Source organism: Marinobacter sp. 2_MG-2023, from assembly GCF_030546935.1.
In the GTDB taxonomy this organism is placed as follows: domain Bacteria; phylum Pseudomonadota; class Gammaproteobacteria; order Pseudomonadales; family Oleiphilaceae; genus Marinobacter.
Genome location: NZ_JAUOPH010000004.1, coordinates 399,413 through 421,011 on the forward strand (window position 1 = coordinate 399,413; position 21,599 = coordinate 421,011).

General features: G+C 54.3%; 22 protein-coding genes. 5 read left to right on the forward strand and 17 right to left on the reverse strand.

What is annotated here, in order from left to right:
• Positions 1 to 26: 26 nt before the first annotated feature.
• Both Q4501_RS12430 and Q4501_RS12435 read left to right on the forward strand, forming a co-directional pair.
• Entirely contained in the window at positions 27 to 1,322 is a 1,296-nt protein-coding gene (locus Q4501_RS12430) for a YeaH/YhbH family protein (protein WP_303596562.1), read from the forward strand.
• Positions 1,319 to 2,878 carry a SpoVR family protein gene (locus Q4501_RS12435; RefSeq protein WP_303596563.1) on the forward strand — a complete coding sequence of 520 codons (1,560 nt, stop codon included), beginning with the start codon at positions 1,319 to 1,321 and terminating at the stop codon, positions 2,876 to 2,878. The genes Q4501_RS12430 and Q4501_RS12435 overlap by 4 nt, the downstream gene beginning before the upstream one ends.
• On the opposite strand, the gene Q4501_RS12440 is transcribed toward Q4501_RS12435, so the two are convergent.
• Genes Q4501_RS12440 through Q4501_RS12450 form a run of 3 tightly spaced genes read right to left on the reverse strand, consistent with a single transcriptional unit; the run spans position 2,867 to position 5,261 of the window.
• Entirely contained in the window at positions 2,867 to 4,228 is a 1,362-nt protein-coding gene (locus Q4501_RS12440; protein ID WP_303596564.1) for a HAMP domain-containing sensor histidine kinase, read from the reverse strand. The genes Q4501_RS12435 and Q4501_RS12440 overlap by 12 nt on opposite strands.
• A complete protein-coding gene (locus Q4501_RS12445) occupies positions 4,225 to 4,896 on the reverse strand; it encodes a response regulator transcription factor (RefSeq protein ID WP_303596565.1) in 672 nt (223 codons plus the stop codon). The genes Q4501_RS12440 and Q4501_RS12445 overlap by 4 nt, the downstream gene beginning before the upstream one ends.
• A complete protein-coding gene (locus tag Q4501_RS12450) occupies positions 4,893 to 5,261 on the reverse strand; it encodes a PepSY domain-containing protein (protein WP_303596566.1) in 369 nt (122 codons plus the stop codon). Before Q4501_RS12450 ends, Q4501_RS12445 begins: the two co-directional genes overlap by 4 nt.
• A gap of 192 nt (positions 5,262 to 5,453) precedes the next feature.
• Here Q4501_RS12450 and Q4501_RS12455 point away from each other — a divergent pair, with 192 nt between their 5' ends.
• Positions 5,454 to 5,930, forward strand: coding sequence for a hypothetical protein (locus tag Q4501_RS12455; protein ID WP_303596567.1), 477 nt, complete (start codon positions 5,454 to 5,456; stop codon positions 5,928 to 5,930).
• A 57-nt stretch (positions 5,931 to 5,987) separates the two neighbouring features.
• Here Q4501_RS12455 and Q4501_RS12460 read toward each other — a convergent pair whose 3' ends face one another.
• From Q4501_RS12460 to Q4501_RS12470, 3 genes are read right to left on the reverse strand one after another with little or no spacing between them, the layout of a single operon-like run.
• Positions 5,988 to 6,719 carry an LrgB family protein gene (locus tag Q4501_RS12460; protein WP_303596568.1) on the reverse strand — a complete coding sequence of 244 codons (732 nt, stop codon included), beginning with the start codon at positions 6,717 to 6,719 and terminating at the stop codon, positions 5,988 to 5,990.
• Complete coding sequence (locus Q4501_RS12465) at positions 6,712 to 7,092, reverse strand: CidA/LrgA family protein (RefSeq protein WP_303596569.1); 381 nt, start codon at positions 7,090 to 7,092, stop codon at positions 6,712 to 6,714. Before Q4501_RS12465 ends, Q4501_RS12460 begins: the two co-directional genes overlap by 8 nt.
• Positions 7,093 to 7,107: 15 nt before the next feature.
• A complete protein-coding gene (locus tag Q4501_RS12470; protein ID WP_303596570.1) occupies positions 7,108 to 7,992 on the reverse strand; it encodes a bile acid:sodium symporter family protein in 885 nt (294 codons plus the stop codon).
• A 227-nt stretch (positions 7,993 to 8,219) separates the two neighbouring features.
• Between Q4501_RS12470 and Q4501_RS12475 the strand changes: the two genes are divergently transcribed.
• Positions 8,220 to 9,656: a wax ester/triacylglycerol synthase family O-acyltransferase gene (locus Q4501_RS12475; protein WP_303596571.1), complete on the forward strand. Its 1,437-nt coding sequence runs from the start codon at positions 8,220 to 8,222 to the stop codon at positions 9,654 to 9,656.
• A gap of 53 nt (positions 9,657 to 9,709) precedes the next feature.
• Here the strand turns inward: Q4501_RS12475 and Q4501_RS12480 are convergent, their stop codons facing one another.
• Both Q4501_RS12480 and Q4501_RS12485 read right to left on the reverse strand, forming a co-directional pair.
• On the reverse strand, positions 9,710 to 10,147 hold the full coding sequence (locus tag Q4501_RS12480; RefSeq protein ID WP_303596572.1) for an Rrf2 family transcriptional regulator: 438 nt from the start codon (positions 10,145 to 10,147) through the stop codon (positions 9,710 to 9,712).
• A gap of 29 nt (positions 10,148 to 10,176) precedes the next feature.
• A complete protein-coding gene (locus Q4501_RS12485; RefSeq protein WP_303596573.1) occupies positions 10,177 to 10,545 on the reverse strand; it encodes a YbaN family protein in 369 nt (122 codons plus the stop codon).
• Between the two features lie 189 nt (positions 10,546 to 10,734).
• Here Q4501_RS12485 and moaA point away from each other — a divergent pair, with 189 nt between their 5' ends.
• Positions 10,735 to 11,727, forward strand: coding sequence for a GTP 3',8-cyclase MoaA (gene moaA, locus Q4501_RS12490; RefSeq protein ID WP_303596574.1), 993 nt, complete (start codon positions 10,735 to 10,737; stop codon positions 11,725 to 11,727).
• A 32-nt stretch (positions 11,728 to 11,759) separates the two neighbouring features.
• On the opposite strand, the gene Q4501_RS12495 is transcribed toward moaA, so the two are convergent.
• From Q4501_RS12495 to Q4501_RS12535, 9 genes are all read right to left on the reverse strand, one after another.
• Positions 11,760 to 12,350 (reverse strand): nitrous oxide reductase accessory protein NosL, encoded by a 591-nt coding sequence (locus Q4501_RS12495; protein WP_303596575.1) that lies wholly within the window; start codon positions 12,348 to 12,350, stop codon positions 11,760 to 11,762.
• 17 nt (positions 12,351 to 12,367) lie between these two features.
• Positions 12,368 to 13,198, reverse strand: coding sequence for an ABC transporter permease (locus Q4501_RS12500; RefSeq protein WP_303596577.1), 831 nt, complete (start codon positions 13,196 to 13,198; stop codon positions 12,368 to 12,370).
• Positions 13,195 to 14,127 carry an ABC transporter ATP-binding protein gene (locus tag Q4501_RS12505; RefSeq protein ID WP_303596578.1) on the reverse strand — a complete coding sequence of 311 codons (933 nt, stop codon included), beginning with the start codon at positions 14,125 to 14,127 and terminating at the stop codon, positions 13,195 to 13,197. The genes Q4501_RS12500 and Q4501_RS12505 overlap by 4 nt, the downstream gene beginning before the upstream one ends.
• On the reverse strand, positions 14,127 to 15,392 hold the full coding sequence (locus Q4501_RS12510) for a nitrous oxide reductase family maturation protein NosD (RefSeq protein ID WP_303596579.1): 1,266 nt from the start codon (positions 15,390 to 15,392) through the stop codon (positions 14,127 to 14,129). The genes Q4501_RS12505 and Q4501_RS12510 overlap by 1 nt, the downstream gene beginning before the upstream one ends.
• Before the next feature lie 220 nt (positions 15,393 to 15,612).
• Positions 15,613 to 17,508, reverse strand: coding sequence for a TAT-dependent nitrous-oxide reductase (gene nosZ, locus Q4501_RS12515; protein ID WP_303596580.1), 1,896 nt, complete (start codon positions 17,506 to 17,508; stop codon positions 15,613 to 15,615).
• A 78-nt stretch (positions 17,509 to 17,586) separates the two neighbouring features.
• Positions 17,587 to 19,692 (reverse strand): transcriptional regulator NosR, encoded by a 2,106-nt coding sequence (gene nosR, locus Q4501_RS12520; protein WP_303596831.1) that lies wholly within the window; start codon positions 19,690 to 19,692, stop codon positions 17,587 to 17,589.
• Between the two features lie 169 nt (positions 19,693 to 19,861).
• Positions 19,862 to 20,263: a ribonucleotide reductase subunit alpha gene (locus tag Q4501_RS12525; RefSeq protein WP_303596581.1), complete on the reverse strand. Its 402-nt coding sequence runs from the start codon at positions 20,261 to 20,263 to the stop codon at positions 19,862 to 19,864.
• Positions 20,264 to 20,300: 37 nt separating this feature from the next.
• The gene (locus Q4501_RS12530) at positions 20,301 to 20,687 is read right to left on the reverse strand and encodes a putative zinc-binding protein (RefSeq protein WP_303596582.1); all 387 of its coding nucleotides are present in this window, start codon (positions 20,685 to 20,687) and stop codon (positions 20,301 to 20,303) included.
• Between the two features lie 59 nt (positions 20,688 to 20,746).
• Positions 20,747 to 21,496, reverse strand: a complete 750-nt coding sequence (locus Q4501_RS12535) for a Crp/Fnr family transcriptional regulator (RefSeq protein ID WP_303596832.1) — start codon at positions 21,494 to 21,496, stop codon at positions 20,747 to 20,749.
• Positions 21,497 to 21,599 lie beyond the last annotated feature (103 nt).

A 21,599-nucleotide genomic window follows, 5' to 3' on the forward strand; every position in this document is an offset into this window, starting at 1 on the left:
CCGAACGCGTAAGTGGAGTGTGAATTATGGGTATGACCCACATTGTCGACCGACGACTGAACGGCAAAAACAAGAGCGCGGTGAACAGGGAGCGGTTTTTACGCCGCTACCGCCATCACATAAAGAAGGCAGTTTCTGACGCAGTACATCGGCGCTCGATCACCGATATAGAACGGGGGGAGCGCGTCAGTATTCCCACCAGGGATATTGATGAGCCAGTCTTCCATCATGGCCAGGGTGGCCATCGCGAAATGGTGCATCCGGGTAACCGGGACTTCGTGGCGGGAGACCGACTGCCAAAACCGGAAGGCGGCGATGGGCAGGGCCAGGGACAAGGTCAGGCCAGCCCTGACGGCGAAGGCATGGATGAGTTTGCCTTTCAGATCACCCAGGACGAATTTCTGAACTTTCTGTTTGATGATCTCGAACTTCCGAACCTTGTCCGCAAAAAGCTCAAGGATACGGAAACCTTCAATTATGTGCGCTCCGGCTTCAGCACTCAGGGTGTGCCTGCAAAACTAGACGTCGTTCGATCACTACGCGGTGCCCACGCCCGTCGCCTGGGTCTTGGCGGCGCTCGCAAAAAGAAAATTCGTGAACTGGAAGCCCAGCTTGCCGACCTGAAATCTGCTCCCGCTGATCTGGATGCCGCGTTCAGCCATGAAGATCAGATAAAAGTGCTGGAAGACGAAATTGCCCGCCTAAAGGCCAACGTAAAAAGGATTCCGTTCATTGATGAAATCGACCTGCGTTATCGCCAGCATCTGAAGCAGCCAAAACCGGCCACCAGCGCAGTCATGTTCTGCCTGATGGACGTGTCTGGCTCAATGACTCAGATGCACAAGGACACCGCAAAGCGGTTTTTCATCCTGCTGTACCTGTTCCTGAAAAAAAACTACAAAAAAATCGATGTGGTGTTCATTCGCCACCACACCAGCGCCAAAGAAGTGGATGAAGAAGAATTTTTCTATTCCCGGGAAACCGGTGGCACCATCGTTTCCAGCGCCCTGAAACTGATGCACAAGATCATCGAGTCCCGCTACTCCCCGGCAGAGTGGAACATCTATGCGGCACAAGCGTCTGATGGCGACAACTGGAACGACGACTCACCCGTGTGCGGCAAGTTGCTGACCGACAGCATCCTGCCCCTGGTGCAGTACTTCGCCTACGTGGAGATTACTCCCCAGGACCACCAGATGCTGTGGCACGAATACGAGCGGGTGCAGGAGCGCTTCCCCGAGAGTTTTGCCCAGCAGCAAATTGCCGACCCCGGCGAGATCTACCCGGTCTTCCGCCGGCTTTTTGAGAGGAAAGCCGCATGAGTGATGCCCTCGATACTCCGAACGACTCTGGCAATGAGAGCCGGGCAAGTGGCAATCCGGTTTCCACCGGCTCGGAATGGACGTTCGAACTGATTCGACAATACGATGAGGAAATTGCCAAGTGCGCTGCCGAGTTCGGCCTTGACACTTACCCCAACCAGGTTGAGGTGATCAGTGCCGAGCAGATGATGGACGCCTACAGCTCGGTAGGCATGCCAGTTGGCTACAATCACTGGTCGTTCGGCAAGCAGTTTCTCAGTACATCCAAAGGCTACCAGCGCGGGCAGATGGGGCTGGCGTATGAAATAGTGATCAACTCCAACCCCTGCATTGCCTACCTGATGGAAGAGAACACTCTGCCCATGCAGGCACTGGTGATTGCCCATGCCTGCTATGGCCATAACTCGTTCTTCAAGGGCAACTATCTTTTCCGCACCTGGACAGACGCCAGCGCCATTATTGATTACCTGGTGTTTGCCCGGAATTATGTGTCTGAGTGCGAAGAGCGTTACGGCGTGGATGCGGTCGAGGAAATACTCGATTCCTGCCATGCTCTCATGAACCACGGCGTCGACCGCTATAAACGACCCGCTCCGATCTCTGCCGCCGAGGAAGCCCAGCGCCAGGAAGAACGAGAGGACTATCTGCAACGCCGGGTGAACGACCTGTGGCGCACTATTCCGAAAATGGGGGAGGATGAAGATCCGATAAAGCGCCAAAAGCGCTACCCGGAAGAGCCCCAGGAGAACCTGCTGTACTTCATCGAGAAAAATGCGCCCCTGCTGGAGACCTGGCAGCGGGAGATCATCCGGATTGTGCGCAAGCTGGCCCAGTATTTCTACCCGCAGCGCCAGACTCAGGTGATGAACGAGGGCTGGGCTACGTTTTGGCACTACACTCTGCTGCATCGGATGTACGAGAAGGGCCTGGTGACCGATGGCTTTATGCTGGAGTTTCTGCAAAGCCACACTGCGGTGGTGTATCAACCGCCATTCAACAGCCCATGGTATTCCGGCCTTAACCCCTACACTCTCGGGTTCTCTATCTTCACTGACCTGCGACGGATTTGTGAAACGCCCACCAATGAGGATCGCGAGTGGTTTCCAGACATCGCCGGCTCAGACTGGCTTGAAACCCTGCATTTTGCCATGGCCAACTTCAAGGATGAGAGCTTCATCCTGCAATTCCTTTCGCCCAAGGTGATGCGGGATTTAAAGCTGTTTGCCATTGAGGATGATGACTTGGAAGATAGCTACATGGTAACTGCTATCCACGACGAGCCCGGCTATCGGAAACTGCGGGAGAAGCTCGCCCGCCAGTACAATCTTAGTTATCGGGACCCTAACATTCAGGTGTGGAGCGTGGATTTACGCGGCGATCGTTCGTTGACGCTCCGGCACGTGCCCGCAGACAGAGTGCCTTTGGGCACAGATACAGAAGAAGTACTGCGCCATGTTCACAGGCTATGGGGCTTTGATGTGCACCTGGAAAGTGTGGAAGAAGGTATTGTGGTGGAGGATTACCACTGCCCACACGCGCCTCCGCTAGGGTCCTGAGTGCAAGTGTGTCAGAGGCAAAAGCACCTTTGCCTCCAGGCCACCTTCAGTGCCGTCTTCCAGCCGGAGCTCGCCGCCATGCAAAGCAGCAATATCTGTAACGATCGCCAGCCCCAGCCCGGACCCGGACCTTGCCTCGTCCAGCCTGCCCCCCCGGCTCAAAGCCTGCTGACGCTCTTCCGGTGACATACCAGGCCCATCGTCGGCGACACTCAGCACCAGCCAGTCCCCTTCAACAACGCCAGTCAGGCTGATGGCACCTTTAGCCCAGTTGATTGCATTTTCAAGTAGATTGCCAACAAGTTCCTGCAAGTCCTGGGCATCAATCCGCACCTTGAGTCCCTGTGGAAGACTACTCTCAAACATCAGGCCCCGCCTGCCTGCCAGGCGTCGGACGCCTTCAATAACGGGCTCAAGCACTGTGCCAATTTCCTGTTCAGTGCCCAATGCGGCGGGGCCGGCCGCAGAAGCACGGGCCAGGTGATGCCGTACTGCCTCGTCCAACCGCTTGAGCTCCGCCCGCATTGCCTTCTCCTGCTCTTGCGGTAACCGTTCTGCCAGGGTGCCCAGTACAGCGACCGGGGTTTTCAATGCATGAGCCAAATTACCCGCAGCGGTTCTGCCTCGCTCCATCAGGCGCTGGTCTCTCTCCAGCACGGTATTAATCGCCTCTGCCAGCCGCGCCAATTCCCGGGGCAGGTCGGTCTCAATGGACGGCTGCCGACCCTGCTCTACCGCCTTCAGGCTTCGTTCAATCCGCCGCAGGGGCGCGAGCCCCCAACGGATCTGCAAACCAATCAGCACAATGAGAAGCCCGCCCAGTGTTACCAGCGACAGCCACAGCAAAGTCTGGAAACGGGCAATCTGCGCTTCTACCTCATCAAGGTTAGCGGCCACCTGCACGTGCAGAATGTCGTCAAGGTTGGGAAGGCGTATGTCCCGTTCCAGCAATCGAAGCTGCTCGCCTCTGGGACCGGTAACGGTGCGGAAGGCTATGCCTGGTTCATGGGAAACGGCTAACCGCTGATCCCATAGCGACCGGGACGTAAGTACCCGCTCACTCTCATCACGAACTTGCCAATACCAGCCAGAAAACACCCGGTCAAAACGAGAGTCACCCAGCTGCCTGCTGGTCACCAGTGCATCTTGCCGGACATCGTAGCTGACCCCGGCAATCACAACATTGAGCAGACTTTCAAGGCGCTCATTAAAGGCCGTATTCACCGCTTCCCGGAAGTTCCATGACAGCAGCGCACCGGCGGCAGGTAATACCAGAACAACAAGCACCAGCGCTGAGACCAGCATGCGCGTAGCTATAGGAAGCCGGCGCAGCCGGCCTGTCAGGGTCATGATGCCTCTTTATCCGCAACCATCCGGTAGCCCTGACCACGCAGGGTTTCGATACTTTGGCTACCGAGTTTCCGCCGCAAGCGGCTCACCTGAACATCAATCACATTGGAATCCGGCTCTGTATCACCGTCATAAACGTGCTCTGCTAACTCGGTGCGGCTAACCACCCGGGGCGCGGCATGAACAAGGTGGGAAAGCAGCCGGAATTCCTGGGCCGTCAGAGATACTGGCATGCCTGCCCGGCTTACCTGGGCACTGTGCGTATCCAGGGAAATATCCCCGACCCGAATAACCGGGTGGGCATGACCGTGAGCTCTGCGCACCAACGCTCTTAAACGAAACAGAATTTCAGCAGTTTCGAAAGGCTTGGTAACGTAATCGTCGGCACCAGCGGAAAAGCCCGCGGCTTTATCAGACCAGCGCTCTCTTGCGGTCAGAATCAGAACCGGTAATTCGATGCCCTGCTCACGCCACTGGGACAACCACTGAGCACCATTACCATCGGGCAGCCCAAGATCCAGAATAACCGCATCGTAGCACTCGGTACTGACCAGGAAATCTGCAGTGCGGCCATCGCCTGCGATTTCCACCAGAAGGCCCGCATCTTCAAGCGAAGCTGCAAGCCCCCTGGCCAGCGGCTGATCATCCTCTACCAGCAAGATTTTCATTGGCGCTTCATTCCGTTGATGTTGGTGCCCTCAATGCCGATAAGCTCCCCGGTTACCGCATCCACTTCGAACTCGACCACTTGGCCTTCAGGGCCCAGAAGTTCGATTTCATATAGCTTTTTACCATCCTCCTGCTCAAACTCCACATCAATTACCTGCCCGTTCCAGTCGCGCAACAGGGTATCCAGAATTTCACCAAGAGATTTTATTTTGCCCGCCTGCACGTCTTCATGCAGCTTGCGCCAATCCTCATCGGCAGAGACCGGCGCTGGTCCGGCCAGGAACAATAAAACGGCAAACGCCGCAGCAATGAGCGCCGTGGTGGGGATGATCAGTTTCAGCATGTAGAAGGGCAAATGTTTCATGATTTCATTTTGTCAGAGTCAACATGAATGAACCATGAACAAAATACTCACTCTCCTGCAAGCAGCCTTTACCTAAGATACCCCCAACGTTCAGGAAGACCTCCCTCAGGAGGCGCTACCAGAACACATTCAGATAAACACTGTATGCACTATTAACAGATACATTGTGACCAACGAGTCAGGAGAAACAGCATGAAGACACTGATCGCAACCGCACTCGCCGCCAGCCTTGTTGCAGCACCCCAGGCTTTCGCATCCGGAACCATTGATGATGCCAAGCGAGCTGTCCAGATCGGCTCAGACTATGGCATTTCGCACTTCCACAGCATTGAACTGGAAGATGACCGCGACGACGATGGCAGCATGGAAATCGAAGGCTGGGTTGATAACGAATGGTTCGTAGAGATTGATGTAAACAATGACGGCTCGATCAAAAAAGAAGAGCGCCGCAAGCGCGCGGATGGTCCCTGGGGCTTATCCGCTGCCGAAGTTGCAGACTACATTGATGCCAGCGTAAAACAGGGCATGAGCCGGATTGAGGAAATCCAAATCAATTCCCGAGGCGAAATTGAAGTGGAAGGTGATAACGCCGACGGGCAGGAGCTGGAAATTGATTACCGCAGCGGGAACATGGAACCTACCCGAGTGGGTAGAGACGACCGCTCTTAAGCACGAACGGCTACCGGCAAAGGACTGCCGGAGTGCCCGGCTACATGGCCAGCTGGTTTAGAACAAACCCTGAATCCAGTCCACCATCCAGGGCACCAAAATCGCCGTGGCGAAAGCAGATAGCGCCATTGCCAACCCTGAAAACGCCCCCATTCGACTACTCACCTGGAACGCCCTTGCAGTCCCGATACCATGGGCCGCAACGCCCATGGCAATGCCTTTTGCCGTATCATCTTTTACGCCAATCCACTCGAACAGCTTGGTGCCTAATACGGCCCCGATAATGCCGGTAATCACCACCAAGACCGCTGTCAGTGAAGGCAATCCCCCGATGTTCTCGGATATACCCATCGCCACAGGGGCGGTAGCGGATTTGGGCGCAAGAGACATCTGGACTTCCAGCGATCCGCCCAGAAGCCGTGCCAGCAAAACAGAGCTACCCGCCGCTATTCCAACGCCGCAGATCAGCGATATGAGTACCGGCAACCACAGTTGGCGCAACCTCGAAAACTGCTGATAAAGCGGCACAGCCAAAGCTACTGTGGCGGGCCCCAACAGAAAGTGCACAAACTGTCCGCCGGCAAAATAATCGTTGTAGGAGATGCCCGAAACAAGCAACAAAGTAATCAGCATGGCCACCGACGTAACCACCGGATTCGCCAGCGGACTACCATTGGTTTTCAGATAAAACCGGTATGCCAGCCCATAGGCCACAAGAGTGACCGTCAGCCCCAACAAAGGAGTCGCGGAAAGATAAACCCAGATATCCGACAGCCCGGGATTATTCATCGTTCTGCCCTTGCATCTGCCCCGTTTTTGTAAACCAGCGACTGGTCTGTTGCATGATCAACGCCGTGGCTACCATGGTGATAACCGTGCTAAGAAGCAAAGCGAGCGTAATTGGCAACCATTCATCTGCAATCCGGCCAAAGTGCGTGATCATGCCTACGCCTGCAGGAACAAACAGCAATGAAAGATGACTGAGTAGTCCGGTAGAAGCCTGCTCAACGGACTCGGGCGCCCGCCCACGGATCATCATGGTGACGAACAGCATGACCATACCGAGAACAGGCCCCGGAATCGACACGCCGAGCAGACGCACGATTATTTCTCCTGCCAGCTGATAGACCAGCAGTAATGTAATACCATTGAGGAACTGCACGACCTTGCCCTCCGATTACCTAACAACACCCGAACTGACTTTAGGAATAATACTCCGGCCATATACAGCGAGCAGAAACCCGATCGGAAACATCAACACTCCATATACTGCAGCCGGTATGGACATCGCGCTGGATTCCAGCAGCGTGAGTGTGACCATCAGGGCAATGGTTCCGTTTTTGACGCCCAGTTCGACGGCCACCGCCAGGGATTCTCTCTGGGTCAACCCGGTGACACGGCCGGCGAGCAGGCCGATAAAAATACCCACCACATTCAACAGAATCGTTGCTGGCCCTGCCTGCTTAAGCAGCTCCCAGATCTGGTCTCGCACTCCGTAAACGAGCACCACAATCAACAAGGCGAGCACAACACCGCCGAACACGCTTACAATGCTCTCCGCTTTACGCGCAACATCAGGCTTACGGGCCCGCACCAGCATGCCAATGGCTACAGGAAAGAGCACGATGCCAACCAGCATGCCGATGGTTTTCCATACCGGCAGTACAATATTTTCTTCCGTGCCCATGTAGAACTGGAGCGCCACATTGGCAAACAACGGCAGTGTGAGGATGGTGATCAAACTGGCACTGACCGTCAGCACAATGGATAGTGCAATATTACCCCGCGCGAGCAGAACGAAAAGGTTTGAGGTTGTTCCACCGGGACACGCCGCTATTATCACCAGGCCAACCGCAATAGCCGGAGGTACTGCCAGCGCAGATGCCAAAGCAAAAGCCACGAGAGGCATCAACAGAATCTGGGCGACAGTGCCTACTATTATACCTTTTGGATAAACCGCGACCTGCCGGAAATCCTGAAAGGTCAGTGTCATGCCTATACCAATCATGATGATGAACAGCGCGATTGGCAGTCCTGCCGAGATAAGTGGGCTTGATTCCACAGTGCCTCCGGATGTCGTTGTTTTTATTAATTCATTGTTTAGAAAGTAACACAACTCATCAGATTTCGGGAGCTTGCCAATAGCAGCTCACGAAACCGCCGGTATCTGCAGTGCTGACACTTTTTTTCACCTCGGAGATCGTCTCCAAAGACACTAACCCGTATACTCATAATCAACAATTATAAAGACCCACTTTCACGCCCGAACAGGGCAGAGGTGCACAAGGAATGAAACGTCTGGGAACTCTTGATGCTTCATGGCTGGCTGTAGAATCAGAAGACACGCCAATGCATGTGGGTAACATGCAGATTTTTTCATTGCCGGAAGGCGCGACCGATACTTTCCTGCGTGACATGGTCACCAGCATGAAAGAAACGGGGGATATCGCCCCGCCGTGGAGCTACAAACTCGCATGGTCCGGTTTTCTGGGCCGGCTGCTGGCACCATCCTGGAAAGTCGATAAAGATATCGATCTGGATTACCACGTGCGTCACTCCGCACTTCCGAAGCCCGGTGGTGAACGGGAGCTCGGCATCCTGGTCTCGCGCCTGCATTCCAACCCGCTGGATTTTGCTCGCCCGCTCTGGGAATGCCACGTTATTGAGGGGCTGGAGAACAACCGCTTCGCCCTATATACCAAGATGCACCACTCGATGATTGATGGCATCAGTGGCGTGCGCCTGTTGCAACGGGTCCTTAGTACCAACCCGAAAGAGCGGGATATGTTGCCGCCCTGGTCGGTGAAGCCAGAGCGCCGACGGGGCAATAAGAGCGATTCAGAAGCAAGCATTCCTGCGGCATTTTCTCAGGCCCTGGACGCTCTAAAGCTGCAGGCCGATATGGCGCCGACACTCTGGCGGGCGGGCACCAGACTCGTGCACTCAGCGCGACACCCCGAAGACGGTCTGACTCCACCATTCAAAGGACCGGTTTCAAAGATTAATCACCGCGTAACCGGGCAGCGTCGATTTGCCACGCAGCATTACCAGCTTGATCGCATCAAAAAACTCGCCCACTCATCTGGCTCTTCACTGAATGATATTGTGCTTTACCTTTGTGGTACGGCACTGCGGCGTTTCCTGCTCGAGCAGGATGACCTTCCGGATACCCCGCTGACCGCTGGCATCCCGGTAAATATCCGACCGGCGGATGACCAGGGCACGGGCACCCAGATCAGCTTCATGATTGCTTCGCTTGCCACCAACGAGGCGGATCCACTTACACGTTTACAGAACATCAAATCATCCAGTCGCCGGGCCAAAGAACACTTGCAGAAACTCCCGAAAAGCGCACTGAATCAGTACACCATGCTGCTGATGTCGCCGTATATCCTGCAATTAATGTCAGGCCTCGGCGGGCGCATGCGCCCTGTTTTCAACGTGACCATCTCAAATGTTCCTGGCCCACAGGAAAGTCTGTACTACGAAGGCGCAAAACTCGAAGCCATGTACCCGGTTTCGCTGATTGCCCATGGCGGCGCTTTGAACATTACCTGCCTGAGCTATGCCGGGTCACTGAATTTCGGATTTACCGGCTGCCGTGACACCTTGCCAAGTATGCAAAAGCTGGCAGTGTTTACCGGAGAAGCGCTGGACGATCTGGAAAAGCTGATTCTTCCGCCCAAGCCCAAAAGAGCGCGGGTGAATAAAGACGGGAAGGCCTGAACCTGCCTGGCGCCCCGGTTTCAGGGGCGCCAGGCTCACCGCACAATCGAAGATCAGGCGATCTGCAGCAGCCTTAGCAATTGCGGTTTGTAGTGATCCTTCATAACGTCTTTAAGGGTGTACTTATCAAGTACTGAGAGAAACGCCTGCAAGGCTTCACCAAACATGGGCTTCAGACCACAAGCCGGCGTGATTTTGCAGGCATTCTTGGAGGAGTAACATTCAACAACACTGAGATCGTGCTCGGTTTCGCGCACCAGCACACCCACATTAATATCTTCTGGCGCCATATGAAGCCTCATACCGCCCTTTTTCCCCCTGACCGTCTCTATATACCCTTTCCTGTTGAGCTGATGCACCACCTTCATCAAGTGGTTCTTGGATATATCGTAGCTATCTGCGATTTCCTGAATTGTAGTAAGGCGATCACCCTGTGCAGCCAGGTAAATCAGCACTCGCAGTGAGTAGTCAGTGTAGCGGGTAATGTGCATTCAACACTCCGGTTGTTCGGTGAAGGCTGTCAATAAGAAGGCCTGGTCAGTAAATAACTTGCTACGCCGGCCATAAAAATTCCCGAGATCGCAAGTATTGTCCCGGCGGCTCCCATGAAAACAAGTGAACCCCAGCTCAACAGCATCATGCTGCATGCCAACACCTTCGCCTTTAACGGTATGACCCGGTTTCTGCGCCAGTCGCTGATGGCAGGCCCGAACGAAGGGTGTTCCTCAATCCAGCTGGCAAAGGCCGGAGAGCCCTTGCTGGCGAAAAATGCCGCAAGCAACACAAACGGTGTGGTAGGTAGTAGGGGCAAAACAACACCGATAGCGGCAAACGCTACCGATATATACGCAAGAATTCTAAAACTGGTTTTACCGGATCGCGCTGCCATGGCCGACACCTCTGAACTTTTCAATCCTCTATTCAGTATACATCTAATCAATAATCAGGTCTCCCTGGACGATTAAAAACGCCAACCGACTTACCCCGCGAGGGGTATCGGATTCCCATAATGATTCTGCGATACTTGGTCTATACTCAATTCAAAAACGTGCGACCAGCAGTTACAGGAAAGAAACAGATGTCCCAGAGCAAGCTGAGAGACCGTTTTGGCAGGACCGTTAATTATGTGCGCCTGTCCGTTACCGACCGCTGCGATTTCCGTTGCGTATATTGCATGGCGGAAGAGATGACTTTTCTGCCCCGGCAACAGGTTCTGACGCTTGAAGAAATCGCCCGAGTGGCAAGAACGTTTGTTTCCCTGGGCACGGAAAAAATCCGCCTTACTGGCGGTGAGCCCCTGGTTCGCAAGGATATCCTCGAACTTGTTCGCGAGATTGGCACCTACGGCTTGCGCGACTTTGCCATGACCACCAATGGCAGCCAATTACCCACAATGGCGGAGCCTCTTCGTAAGGCGGGCCTTGCGCGGCTAAACATTAGCCTGGATTCGCTCGATCCCGAAAAATTCGCGAGCATTACCCGTACCGGAAAGCTGTCACGGGTACTCGATGGCATAGACGCCGCCAAAGAAGCCCAGTTCAAAGGCATCAAACTGAACACGGTGGTAATGAAAGGCGGGAATGATCACGAGGTTCCGGACCTGATCGAGTTTGCCCGAAAGAAGAATGTCGACATTACCTTCATTGAAGAAATGCCTCTGGGCGATATTTCCGAGCACGATCGCGGACAAGCTCTGTGTACAAGTGATGAAGTACGCGACATTGTCCGCCAGCATCATGATCTGATTCCCACACCGGAGGACTCCGGTGGGCCAGCCCGTTACTACCGTATGTCGGACAGCCCCATCAAGGTTGGCTTTATTTCGCCCCACTCCCACAACTTCTGTTCCACCTGCAATCGCGTCAGGGTAACGGTTGAGGGCAGATTACTACTCTGCTTGGGGAACGAACATTCGGTTGACCTGCGCCGGGTTCTTCGCGGTCATCCGGTAACCAATGACAAACTCCGGCAAACCATTATCGACTCCATGGATCTCAAGCCGGAGCGCCACCATTTCTCCGCCAATGGTGACGTCCAGATTCTGCGCTTCATGAATATGACAGGGGGCTGAGGCAACTCGGCCCCCTCAAGAAAACACCGGCCTTAGTGTTCGTGGCCGTGCTGCATGCCTGAGTGCATTTCTCCATGTTGCTCTCCAGACATATCTTCATGCATACCACCCATGGGCATCCCGGTATTCAGGTGATCCAGAGTGATTGCGTCATAGGTCACTACTTCACCGCCGTACTCCATCATAAAATCATGGGCAGCCGATTCTGTGGCGAATGACGCCAGGGTTGGCCCCATGGCGCCTTCGCGCCCGGAGCCTGCCACGTAAAAGGCTTCACGGGCATCGATCAGTGCGGTGTCGTTCGGGTTATCCCATTCTTCCTGGCTCATGTCGTGCACATAGAGGGTGTGCTTGCGGTTCACGTTCTCTGGCTGCAACACCCAGGCAAACATGTCCTTGGTGGAGCAGAATTTATGAACGGCTTGCTCTTTTTCGGTAATTACTTCGCCTTTGGGGCCGGGGAATCGGGTGATGGCCATACCGCAAACGTGACACTCGTCGCCGTCTTCCATATGGACCGGTGCCGGTTTTTCAGCAATTTTTTCGGCGTCACCGGAACAGCCGACCAGGAATACCCCTGACATCAGCAATGCGAACAGCAATTTCAAACGAACAGATTTCATCGGTAAATATCTCCAGATCAGATACGACGGCTACGAAACAGTGCCAGGGCACCGGCCAGGGGAACAACAAACCAGAGCACCAGTGCCAGCCATAGCCCGCCAGGGCCAATGGGCAGATCTGCACCAAGGCTGAGAACGCCGCTGAGCTGCGCACCATCGCTGAACGTAACAATGTTCAGCAAGCGGTATATATCTGTGGGGTTAAGCAACAGGAGCCAGGGCAGCAAGTCCGGATTGAACTCACCCTGGCTGGCAACCAGTGTGCCCAGCAACATCAAATCAAAAATCAGAACGAAAAAGAACCAGATGGCCAGGGCCAGACCTGCGGCGACCGGCTTCTCACTCACCCGCACACTCACCACATAAGCCAGAGCAATAAACCCCCAGCCGAGTAGCGTGGTTGAAACAATAAAGCGCAACATGGCGAGGGCCAATGCGCCAACCGCAACATCCTGAACCAGCACTGCAATCGCCACGCCGGCCACGCCAAAACCAATCAGTGTCGCCAGTGCCAACGTGAGCCCGTGACCTAAAAACTTGCCAAACAACAGCTGCCCTCGGCTCAACGGATAGGTCATCAGCAGCAACAATGTGCCACCCTCTTCCTCGCCCACAATGGCGTCATAAGCCAACAACAACGCAATAAGCGGTATCAGGAAAATGCCCAAACTGGCGAGACTGGCGATGGTCGCCGGGGTAGACGCATAACCAACCTGCCCGGACGCGGCGGCGCCAAACCAGGCAATGCCCAGAGCCAGAGTGGCGAAAACGAGAGCAATAGCGATCAGCCAGCGGTTACGCAGACTGTCGCTGAGCTCCTTGCGGGCGATGGTCCAGATACTGTTCATTGGGAACCTCCGCGATGGGAAAGGCCGCCGGAACCAATAAAGTGCACATACACATCCTCCAGCGTCGGCTGATAGATGCCCAGGTCACGAACTTCACCAGACGCCATCAGGGTCTTGACCAGGGCCATTTTTTCCGAAGAACGGACATCCACATGCAAGTGCCCGTTATCGCGCCTTACCATCAGCCCTGCAGACGCCTGCGCGCCATTGATGACAGCTTCCAGTTCTGCCACACCGTTCTCCGGTTCAAGGGAAAGGGTTACCGGCATGTTGGCTTGCCGACGCAGTGAACCGAGATCACCAACAGCCTTCAGGGACCCATCAGTCAGAATCGCCGCCCGGTCTATGTAAGGCTCCACACCAGGAAGCACATGGGAGCAAAGAACAATGCCAGTGCCTTCATCGCGCAGCTTGCGAAGCAAACGATAGAGGTCAGCCGTGGCTACCGGGTCCAGCCCCACGGTGGGCTCATCCAGCATCAACAAGCGCGGTTTTCCAAGCAAAGCCTGAGCAAGCCCCAGACGCTGCCGCATGCCTTTGGAGTAGGTCTTAACGCGAGCATCCATGGCATCTTCCAACCCCACCTGCCCCAGTAGTTCCGGCACCTGTCGCAGGTTCGCGCCTTTCAGACGGGCAAAGTGGGCAAGGATTTCACGGCCGGTTAGCTGCGGGTAAAACATCACGTTTTCCGGCAAATAGCCGATATACTGGCTTACTCGGGGGTCCCCCGCCTCGCCATCCAGCACTGAGACCTTGCCCTGAGAGGCTGTCATAAGGCCAAGAATCAGTTTAATACTGGTGGTTTTGCCGGCGCCGTTGTGGCCAAACAACCCGAGGATTTCTCCCGGCTCAAGGCGCAAGTCAACACCATTTAACACAAGCGCCTTATCGTACCGGTAGCTCACATTCTCAAGACGAAAACAGCTCATCAGGACTCCGGTTGTAACATTTTGGGAGGGCTCATCAGCGGGTGTGAATCGCTGACACCCGCGGCCTTGACCACTGGAAAAGCTTCCTGAACCCAGCGCAGAGTATCCACCGCCGGGCTGAACATCAGGATTTTGGCCTCGGGGTAGGTCCATAGCAGGCGATCAACATTATCGTTAGGCTCGTAAGGCACATCGCCGATACCATCCTGATTGCGATCCCAGCCCAAGTAATCACTCCAGAAATTGCCCTCACTGCCCTTCGACCACTCCTGGGTGCGGATTGCCACATACTTCACCTGGCGCTGATTATTGATAAACGCATTGTGGAATACCTCGTTATCTTCCGAGCCGGCAGTCAGATGAATGCCTACGCCGCTATCCCGGAACACATTGTTCTCAAATGTGTTGTATAGAGAGTTGTAGATAAACACGGCCTTGCCTTCCGCGCCGGAAACCGACACACCCGCGGTCTGGCCTTGCGACACCCCGGAAACTACATTTCCCCGAAGCACCGACTGGGTAATAAAGTTCATCAGAATGCCGTAATTCTCATCATTCTCAGACCGGTTATTGAGCACCTTGAGCCGCTTGCTCTGCATCAACGCATAACCGGTGCGAGTTCCCCGGGTCACATTGCCTTCCAGAAGGTTATCCATGGAGTACATATAGTGAATGCCATACCTGAGATCCGTCATCGTGTTATTGATAATCTCGTTACCGTTAGCGGTCTCGATATAAATCGCATCCCGGGTCTCGCGGATATCATTCCCCTCGATCAAGGCCCCGGTCGTGTTGAACAGATGAATACCATTCCCTCGATCATTCGAACGCACCGAAGCATCGCCCCGAATGACATTGTTCCTGACCGTCACATCCGGCGTCGCATCCAGCCAGATACCAAACGCCGAGCCTTGCAGGTCGTTATTCTCCACCGTCGCATTGCTGGCCTCCCGGTTAACAAAAACCCCGGCATCCAGCTCATTCAGATCCGTACCCCAATTCCGGATACGACAACCAGAAAGCGTTACACCCTCCGCCTGAATCTCAACAGCATTCCCTGAACCACCGCCATCTATAAGGGTTTCCGAAGCACAAGCCACAGTCACCCCTGGCACCCTGATAGCAAACGGCGAAAGGTTTTCAGAGGGAAGCTCAAACATAGCGCCTGGCTCAAGGTCATCCAGCTGCTGCTGAATATCCGCCTGTGCGGTCAGTGATAGCAAAGCGACTGTCAGGGCCGCCCCTAAACGCAAAATGGGGTGCATTACCGATCACTCAATAGATTCAAAACTTGCTGGAAACTCTGGCAAATCAAGGGAAGAGGGTCTTTCAAAACTGTGCGGAGCCATGGATGGCGGAGCCCAAGCGCCACATGGATGTGCCGCAAGGAGCGTGTTTTGAAAGACCCTCTTCCCTTGATTTGCTTCTCCAAAGTACGACTAAAAAACCGGAGCCCAACAAAGGACCCCGGCCATATCTACTAAATCAGGCCTTCTCTACCAACATCCGACCCGTCATCTCCATGTGCAGAGCGTGACAGAACCAGTTGCAGTAATACCAATGAACGCCCGGCTTATCCGCAACGAAGGTAACCGAAGACGTCTGCTGCGGGCTGATCTCCATACTCACGCCATGGTTCACCATAGAGAAACCATGAGTCACATCTTCGATGGTATCCTGGTTGGTAACATACACAGTCACCTCATCACCCTGCTTCACCTTGAACTCAGTCATGCCATACATGGGTGCAACCGACGTCATGTATACGCGAACCTTGTTACCGTCACGAATCACCTTGTTATCGGCTTCCAGAGTAATACCGTCCTTCTCCGCCTGAGCACGGGCGCTGGCGAAGTAAGGGTCGTCACGCTTGTAAACCTTCTGAGTCTTGATCTGATCACGGCGAACCATAATACAGTCATGCGGCTCGGCGAACGCAGGGCCATCGTGAACCAGCTTCATCTCGTCCCCGGAAATATCGATCAGCTGATCGTTCTCCGGGTGTAGCGGGCCAACTGGCAGAAACCGGTCTTTCGAGAATTTCGACAATACGACCAGCCACTTGCCATCGGCATCCCGGGATTCGGTCAAAGACGCATGGTTATGGCCTGGCTGGTAATGCACATCCAGCTTCTGGCGCAGGTAGTTAACGTCTTCACCGTTGTAGTGCTTGATGGCATCAGCGATGTTCCACTTGGCTACCTGGCTGTCAATAAACAGCGTGGTATAGGCATTACCACGGCCATCGTAAGTGGTGTGCAGAGGCCCAAGACCCAGCTCCGGCTCAGCAACAACGACATCACGAAGTTCAATTTTGTCATCAAACACATCGTCCAGCTTATCGATCGCGATCACCGTACAAGTGGGCGACAGCTTACCCGCGGCAATGAAGTACTTGCCGTCAGGTGAGGTGTTCACACCGTGCGGGTTCTTGGGCACAGGAATGTACCGAGTGAGCCTGGATTTACCACGACCATCGACGACAGGAACCTTGGAATCGCCCAACGTTTTGAAATCCCCATTCTTCACAGCTTCTTCGATGCGCTCAACGTTGAATACAACCACCCAGTCGCGGTCGTTGCGCATAGTGCCGGCCAAGTCGGCTGCTTTCTCGGAGTTGTAGCAGGTAGACGCCGCGTATTTACCAGTGTAGTCGGCGTCGGTGTTATCCAGGTTGCCGTCAACAATAACCTGCCAGGCTACTTCCATGGTTTCCGCATCCAGTGCGTTAAACATGGTGTAGCTGTTCTCCATCGAGAAGTCGCTACCATCGTTGGGGTGCGGAATCACATATTCCGCGTTACAGAATACATATTTGGTGTGCGGCACCTTCTGCAAACGCAAGCCGTGAATGGCCTGCACGTTCGGAATGTGGGTAATCTTGTCGCACTTCATGATATCCAGACGGATACGGGCTACGCGAGTGTTGGCTTTATCGTTGATGAACAAGTACTTGCCATCATAACGACCATCGGTCATGGAAACGTGCGGATGGTGACAGTCGCCATTCAGGAACTTGTTGTCGTGACCAAGAACGTCCTTACTTTCGTTGGTAATACCCCAGCCCGTCGCTGAATCAACGTTAAAGACCGGAATCCGCATCAACTCACGCATCGACGGCACGCCAAGAACACGCACTTCGCCCTGATGGCCACCACTCCAGAAACCGTAGTACTCGTCCAGCTCACCTGGCCCTACATGGATCTTGTTCTGGGCTTCCTTCGCGGCCGCGGCGAAAGATTCACGAGTCATTACCGCACTGCCGAGGCCAGCGGCACCAACTGCACCAGCCAGCGCCGTGGCGCCCAGGAAACGGCGGCGGCTCAGGCCGCTTTCACCACTTTCCGGCATGTCCTTTTCGAACTCATCTGTCTTTTTCATAACATCCAACTCCGTTATTGGTAATGGCGGTTCTATTTCTATTTTTTTGGTTTTTTTCGTTTTTGGTTTTTTGCTTTGCTAAGTCACCTGAACCACTGGAATCTCTTCCGGGTGGCCCGGTGCATTGTGACCACGACGTTTACCCCGGCGCTTGACGATCAGCGGTGGGCATTTGTGGTCATCGAAATAGGTCATCTGACAATCCAGGCAATAATGGCATTCCTGGTAGTTGATGGTGCCGTCGGGATGGATGGCCTGAACTTCACACTCTTTATCGCAAAGGCGGCAAGGATTACCGCACTCCTTGCGGCGCTTCAGCCAGTCGAAAACACGCAGTTTGGTGGGTAATGCCAATGCAGCACCCAATGGGCACATATAACGGCAGAACACTTTACGGGTGAAAACATTCACCACGAGCAGCACCACCGCGTAGGTCACAAACGGCCAGCTGCGATCAAAATGCAGGGTGATCGCGGTTTTGAAGGGCTCGACTTCCGCCATCTTCTCGGCGGTCGCCAGGGAGTCCAGCGATACCCCGAACAACACCAACAAAATGATGTATTTCAAGGCCCACAGACGTTCGTGAATAGGCCAGGGCACGGTGAACTGGGGCACCTTGAACTTGCGTGCAATCTCGTTGATCAGTTCCTGCAAGGCTCCAAACGGACACAGCCAGCCACAGTAGACAGCCCTGCCCCAAAGTAAGACGATGCCGGCCACAGCTGCCCAGAGCACAAAGATAATCGGATCAATCAGGAAGGTTTCCCAGGTGAAGCCACTGACCAGGCTGTGCACAAAGGCCAGAACGTTGACGATCGACAATTGGCCCAACGCATACCAACCAATGAAGAACAGTGTGTAGGTAAGGAACGCATGACGGATCCAGCGCGTAATCTTCGGCTTTTTCACCAGCCAGTCCTGGAAGAACAGAATCAGTAGCAGCACACCAATACCGATACCCAGCACGACCACCTGGAACTGACGCTGATACCAGACCTGCACCCATAAAGGCTGTGCTTCAAGCCACTCTTCTTCAGTCAGCACCGGCTCTGCGCGGGTGTAATACTGATCCGGCAACTGATACTCCAGGGGAAATACCTGAAACTCGCTGTCCAAAGGACCAGTCTGGCGCTTTACAGTTAATTCAAGAGTCCAGGGTGTACCTGGATCAAAGTTGTGCTGCTGCCGGACGATAAAAATCGCCATTTCCTTGAAATCAGGCATACCCTCAGCGTAAACATCGCTGAGCCGGTAAAAATCCAGATCGCGGAAATTGAATGTATCCCCGTACTGGCGGATCTGGACCCGGTCAAAAATACCGCCGCGCACATAGCCCGAGCCTTTAAAGGAATATTCACCGCTGGCCATAACGGCGATCGCCTGCTCTCCTTCCTTCAGTTCGGACATTAACCACTCGTACTGGCTTTCACCGAGCAGGTTACGGCCAATCGTCGGTGTATCCAGATAAGCCGTGTACAGATCGATCAGCGGATCATTTCTTTCATCAGGCGCAGCCGTTTCGACACCTTCGGCCTCGGTACCCTTGAACGAATCATCAACCTGACCCTTGGTAAGGAGCATGCGACGAATCGAGCCATCACCGGTCAGCTCTTCCCAGGTACGGGGCTGAAAACCGTCCTTGACCACCTCAGCCTTTGGCGGGCGCTTGGTGCCACTGCCTTCCACCAGGCCCAGCTCAACACCCACCCGGTGGGCGGTGCGCATGATCACTTCACTAACCACCATCACAGTTACCGTTGCACCGGAGAGGCCATCAACCGCAACCTTGCGCTCGGTTGACGTGCCGCCTACGGTTACTCTCTGATCGGCCTTCAGGCCAGCATACTGGTCGGTAAAAGCGTGTAGCTTACTCTCAGGGATGCCCACCAGAAGTATGGGCTCGTCGTGGTGGATCACTTTGGTAAAGCGAATAGTGCCTTCAGTATCCAACACAACCATGGCGTTTAGTGGCTTACCGGAATAGGCGGGGGTCTGAACAAAATCGAGGGATTGATAAGCGTAGCCTTTCAGCTCGTCACCGGCATATAACTCCTGAATGGCCCGGTTATTTTCCCGGGGCTCATACCGGGTCACTTCCGGGAACGCCTTCTGAATAACCTGACGCCCGGCAACCGGCTCGTACTGAGCAACTGGCTCGGCTTGAGCCAGAGGCACAGTTGCCAGCAGCAAGATAAATCCGCAAAACACAGTTCGAAAAAGAACGTTCAAAACCAGCCCCCGACTGAAACATCGAAACACCCAAACCTGAATTAATCAGCCTAGGCGCTTTAGAAACAAATCAAATACCTCTATATGGATACACCCTCCCCCAGAATCGGGGGAACAGGTCGATTCAGCCGAGGTTGACTGCGTTTCCGTCAGTATCCAGAGGCAAGTAGTTGCTGATATGTCCCATGCGGATTGACTCCACCATCATGGTCATTGGCTGCTGAGCTTCATCTGAAGACGGTGGGGTACCGCCCCTGCCGGACATGGCGGCAACAAAAACCACATCCCATGACTGGCCCGTGGTTCGGGATTCTTCGACCAGAGCGGAAAACTGCGAGGCTTCTTGTGGTGCCTTATCGACACAAATAACCGGCGTAAGGGCACCGCCCTCACCACGCTCAAATGCCGCCTTTTCTTCCGCGGAAGCATCATCCGGCAGTTCTGCACGGCAAAAAACGAACAACAGGCGCTGGGGTTCTTGCTCGCTTTCGGTTGCTTTGATCAGATCACTGTAACTACTAATCATGAACACAATATCCTTGGTTGAAACATTCAGGCACTGATTAAGCCTGACGGGTAATCAAAATTTGAGCGTCTCTGCGCCGCAGAACTTCCTCGCAGACCTCGTCGACGGCCTCGTCGCCATAACTCTGGCCATAGTGCTTTTTAAAGCCGAACTCGTAGAGGCGCACATGGTCATCTGCCTCTACACCGATGTTTTCCAGGCATGCCCTTGCACAATGCAGAGGGCAACCATCAATCACCGTAATGGGGCGCCCGGATTGAGCCGTTTTTACGAGGGCGGGCACCTTGCCACCCACGCCGGAAATGCAGGACATTTCGAATTCACCGGCGTGATCCAGCTTTACCGCCGTGTTGTTCGCAAGTTGCGCCACGTCGGAGCAACCGGAACAGGAATAGATCAATGGGCGCTGCTTTCTTGCTTTCACAATTCCTCCTCTGCATAGCCTGGAGGCTTGAATGCTGACTGAACCGAAAGTCGGCCAGATTACTGGCTGATTTCGATCAATCGCTTGGGGTCAGAGATAAACAGTTTGCTGCGGTTGACCCGAACCAACCCGTTGGATTTAAGATCTGCCAGAATCCGCGAAAAGGTTTCAGGCTGCATTGCCAGGCGGGATGCGACCAGGCATTTCGGCAGTGGCAACTCGACCTCGCCACCCTCAGCCGCGCCGTTCGGCAGCAGGTCTATCAGGTAACGGATCAGACGGTCACGGGCATTCTGAACCGTCATGATTTCCAGATCATGGAATCTGGATACCGCTCGTTTGGCGTAGTGACGTAGGGCCGCGTTGGCATATTCCGGTTTCCGTTCCAGCATTTCCTGGTAGGCCTTGACCGGAATCATCAGAACTTCGCTGGATTTCAGCGCTTCGGCGTAGCAGGCATAGTGGGCAGGATCTGCATAGATCATAACCTCCGCAAAACAGTCTCCAGGGGCAATGCTGTCGAGCGTGCGGTCAACCCCGGATGAGTCCAGCCGGTATAACCTCAGCCGCCCTGATATAACAAAGAAGAAATGGTGGGCCGGCATATCCTGCCGATAAAGCAACTGATGATGCCCAAGGCGAAGGCGACGGGATTGCAGAATAAGGCTCTGCAGATCCCCGTCTGAGAACGTATTGAAAAGGGCATGGCTGCGCAGTGGCTCCAGCCCGTTTTCATCGTCAGCCAGAGTATTGATAGCCACCAGAACCGGCTTGGCGTAGCGGGTTTCCGCAGATTGCATCGCCACCATTGTCTTATCCTCTTTCATATCATGCATTCAAAATGATGTTTTATGATAATAGAAGGATACGCCCGAAAAATCGCTCCCCCCATAGGGGTAGAATGGCGTTTAA

Bases quoted from the DNA above. Each gene is read 5' to 3' on its own strand.
- Q4501_RS12440 (WP_303596564.1), bottom strand. From the start codon at position 4,228: ATGACCCTGACAGGCCGGCTGCGCCGGCTTCCTATAGCTACGCGCATG.
- Q4501_RS12525 (WP_303596581.1), bottom strand. From the start codon at position 20,263: ATGATTAGTAGTTACAGTGATCTGATCAAAGCAACCGAAAGCGAGCAA.
- Q4501_RS12455 (WP_303596567.1), top strand. From the start codon at position 5,454: ATGAAGACACTGATCGCAACCGCACTCGCCGCCAGCCTTGTTGCAGCA.
- Q4501_RS12500 (WP_303596577.1), bottom strand. From the start codon at position 13,198: ATGAACAGTATCTGGACCATCGCCCGCAAGGAGCTCAGCGACAGTCTG.
- Q4501_RS12495 (WP_303596575.1), bottom strand. From the start codon at position 12,350: ATGAAATCTGTTCGTTTGAAATTGCTGTTCGCATTGCTGATGTCAGGG.
- Q4501_RS12435 (WP_303596563.1), top strand. From the start codon at position 1,319: ATGAGTGATGCCCTCGATACTCCGAACGACTCTGGCAATGAGAGCCGG.
- moaA (WP_303596574.1), top strand. From the start codon at position 10,735: ATGTCCCAGAGCAAGCTGAGAGACCGTTTTGGCAGGACCGTTAATTAT.
- Q4501_RS12430 (WP_303596562.1), top strand. From the start codon at position 27: ATGGGTATGACCCACATTGTCGACCGACGACTGAACGGCAAAAACAAG.
- Q4501_RS12485 (WP_303596573.1), bottom strand. From the start codon at position 10,545: ATGGCAGCGCGATCCGGTAAAACCAGTTTTAGAATTCTTGCGTATATA.
- Q4501_RS12445 (WP_303596565.1), bottom strand. From the start codon at position 4,896: ATGAAAATCTTGCTGGTAGAGGATGATCAGCCGCTGGCCAGGGGGCTT.
- Q4501_RS12475 (WP_303596571.1), top strand. From the start codon at position 8,220: ATGAAACGTCTGGGAACTCTTGATGCTTCATGGCTGGCTGTAGAATCA.
- Q4501_RS12505 (WP_303596578.1), bottom strand. From the start codon at position 14,127: ATGAGCTGTTTTCGTCTTGAGAATGTGAGCTACCGGTACGATAAGGCG.
- Q4501_RS12450 (WP_303596566.1), bottom strand. From the start codon at position 5,261: ATGAAACATTTGCCCTTCTACATGCTGAAACTGATCATCCCCACCACG.
- Q4501_RS12510 (WP_303596579.1), bottom strand. From the start codon at position 15,392: ATGCACCCCATTTTGCGTTTAGGGGCGGCCCTGACAGTCGCTTTGCTA.
- nosZ (WP_303596580.1), bottom strand. From the start codon at position 17,508: ATGAAAAAGACAGATGAGTTCGAAAAGGACATGCCGGAAAGTGGTGAA.
- Q4501_RS12460 (WP_303596568.1), bottom strand. From the start codon at position 6,719: ATGAATAATCCCGGGCTGTCGGATATCTGGGTTTATCTTTCCGCGACT.
- Q4501_RS12480 (WP_303596572.1), bottom strand. From the start codon at position 10,147: ATGCACATTACCCGCTACACTGACTACTCACTGCGAGTGCTGATTTAC.
- Q4501_RS12535 (WP_303596832.1), bottom strand. From the start codon at position 21,496: ATGGTGGCGATGCAATCTGCGGAAACCCGCTACGCCAAGCCGGTTCTG.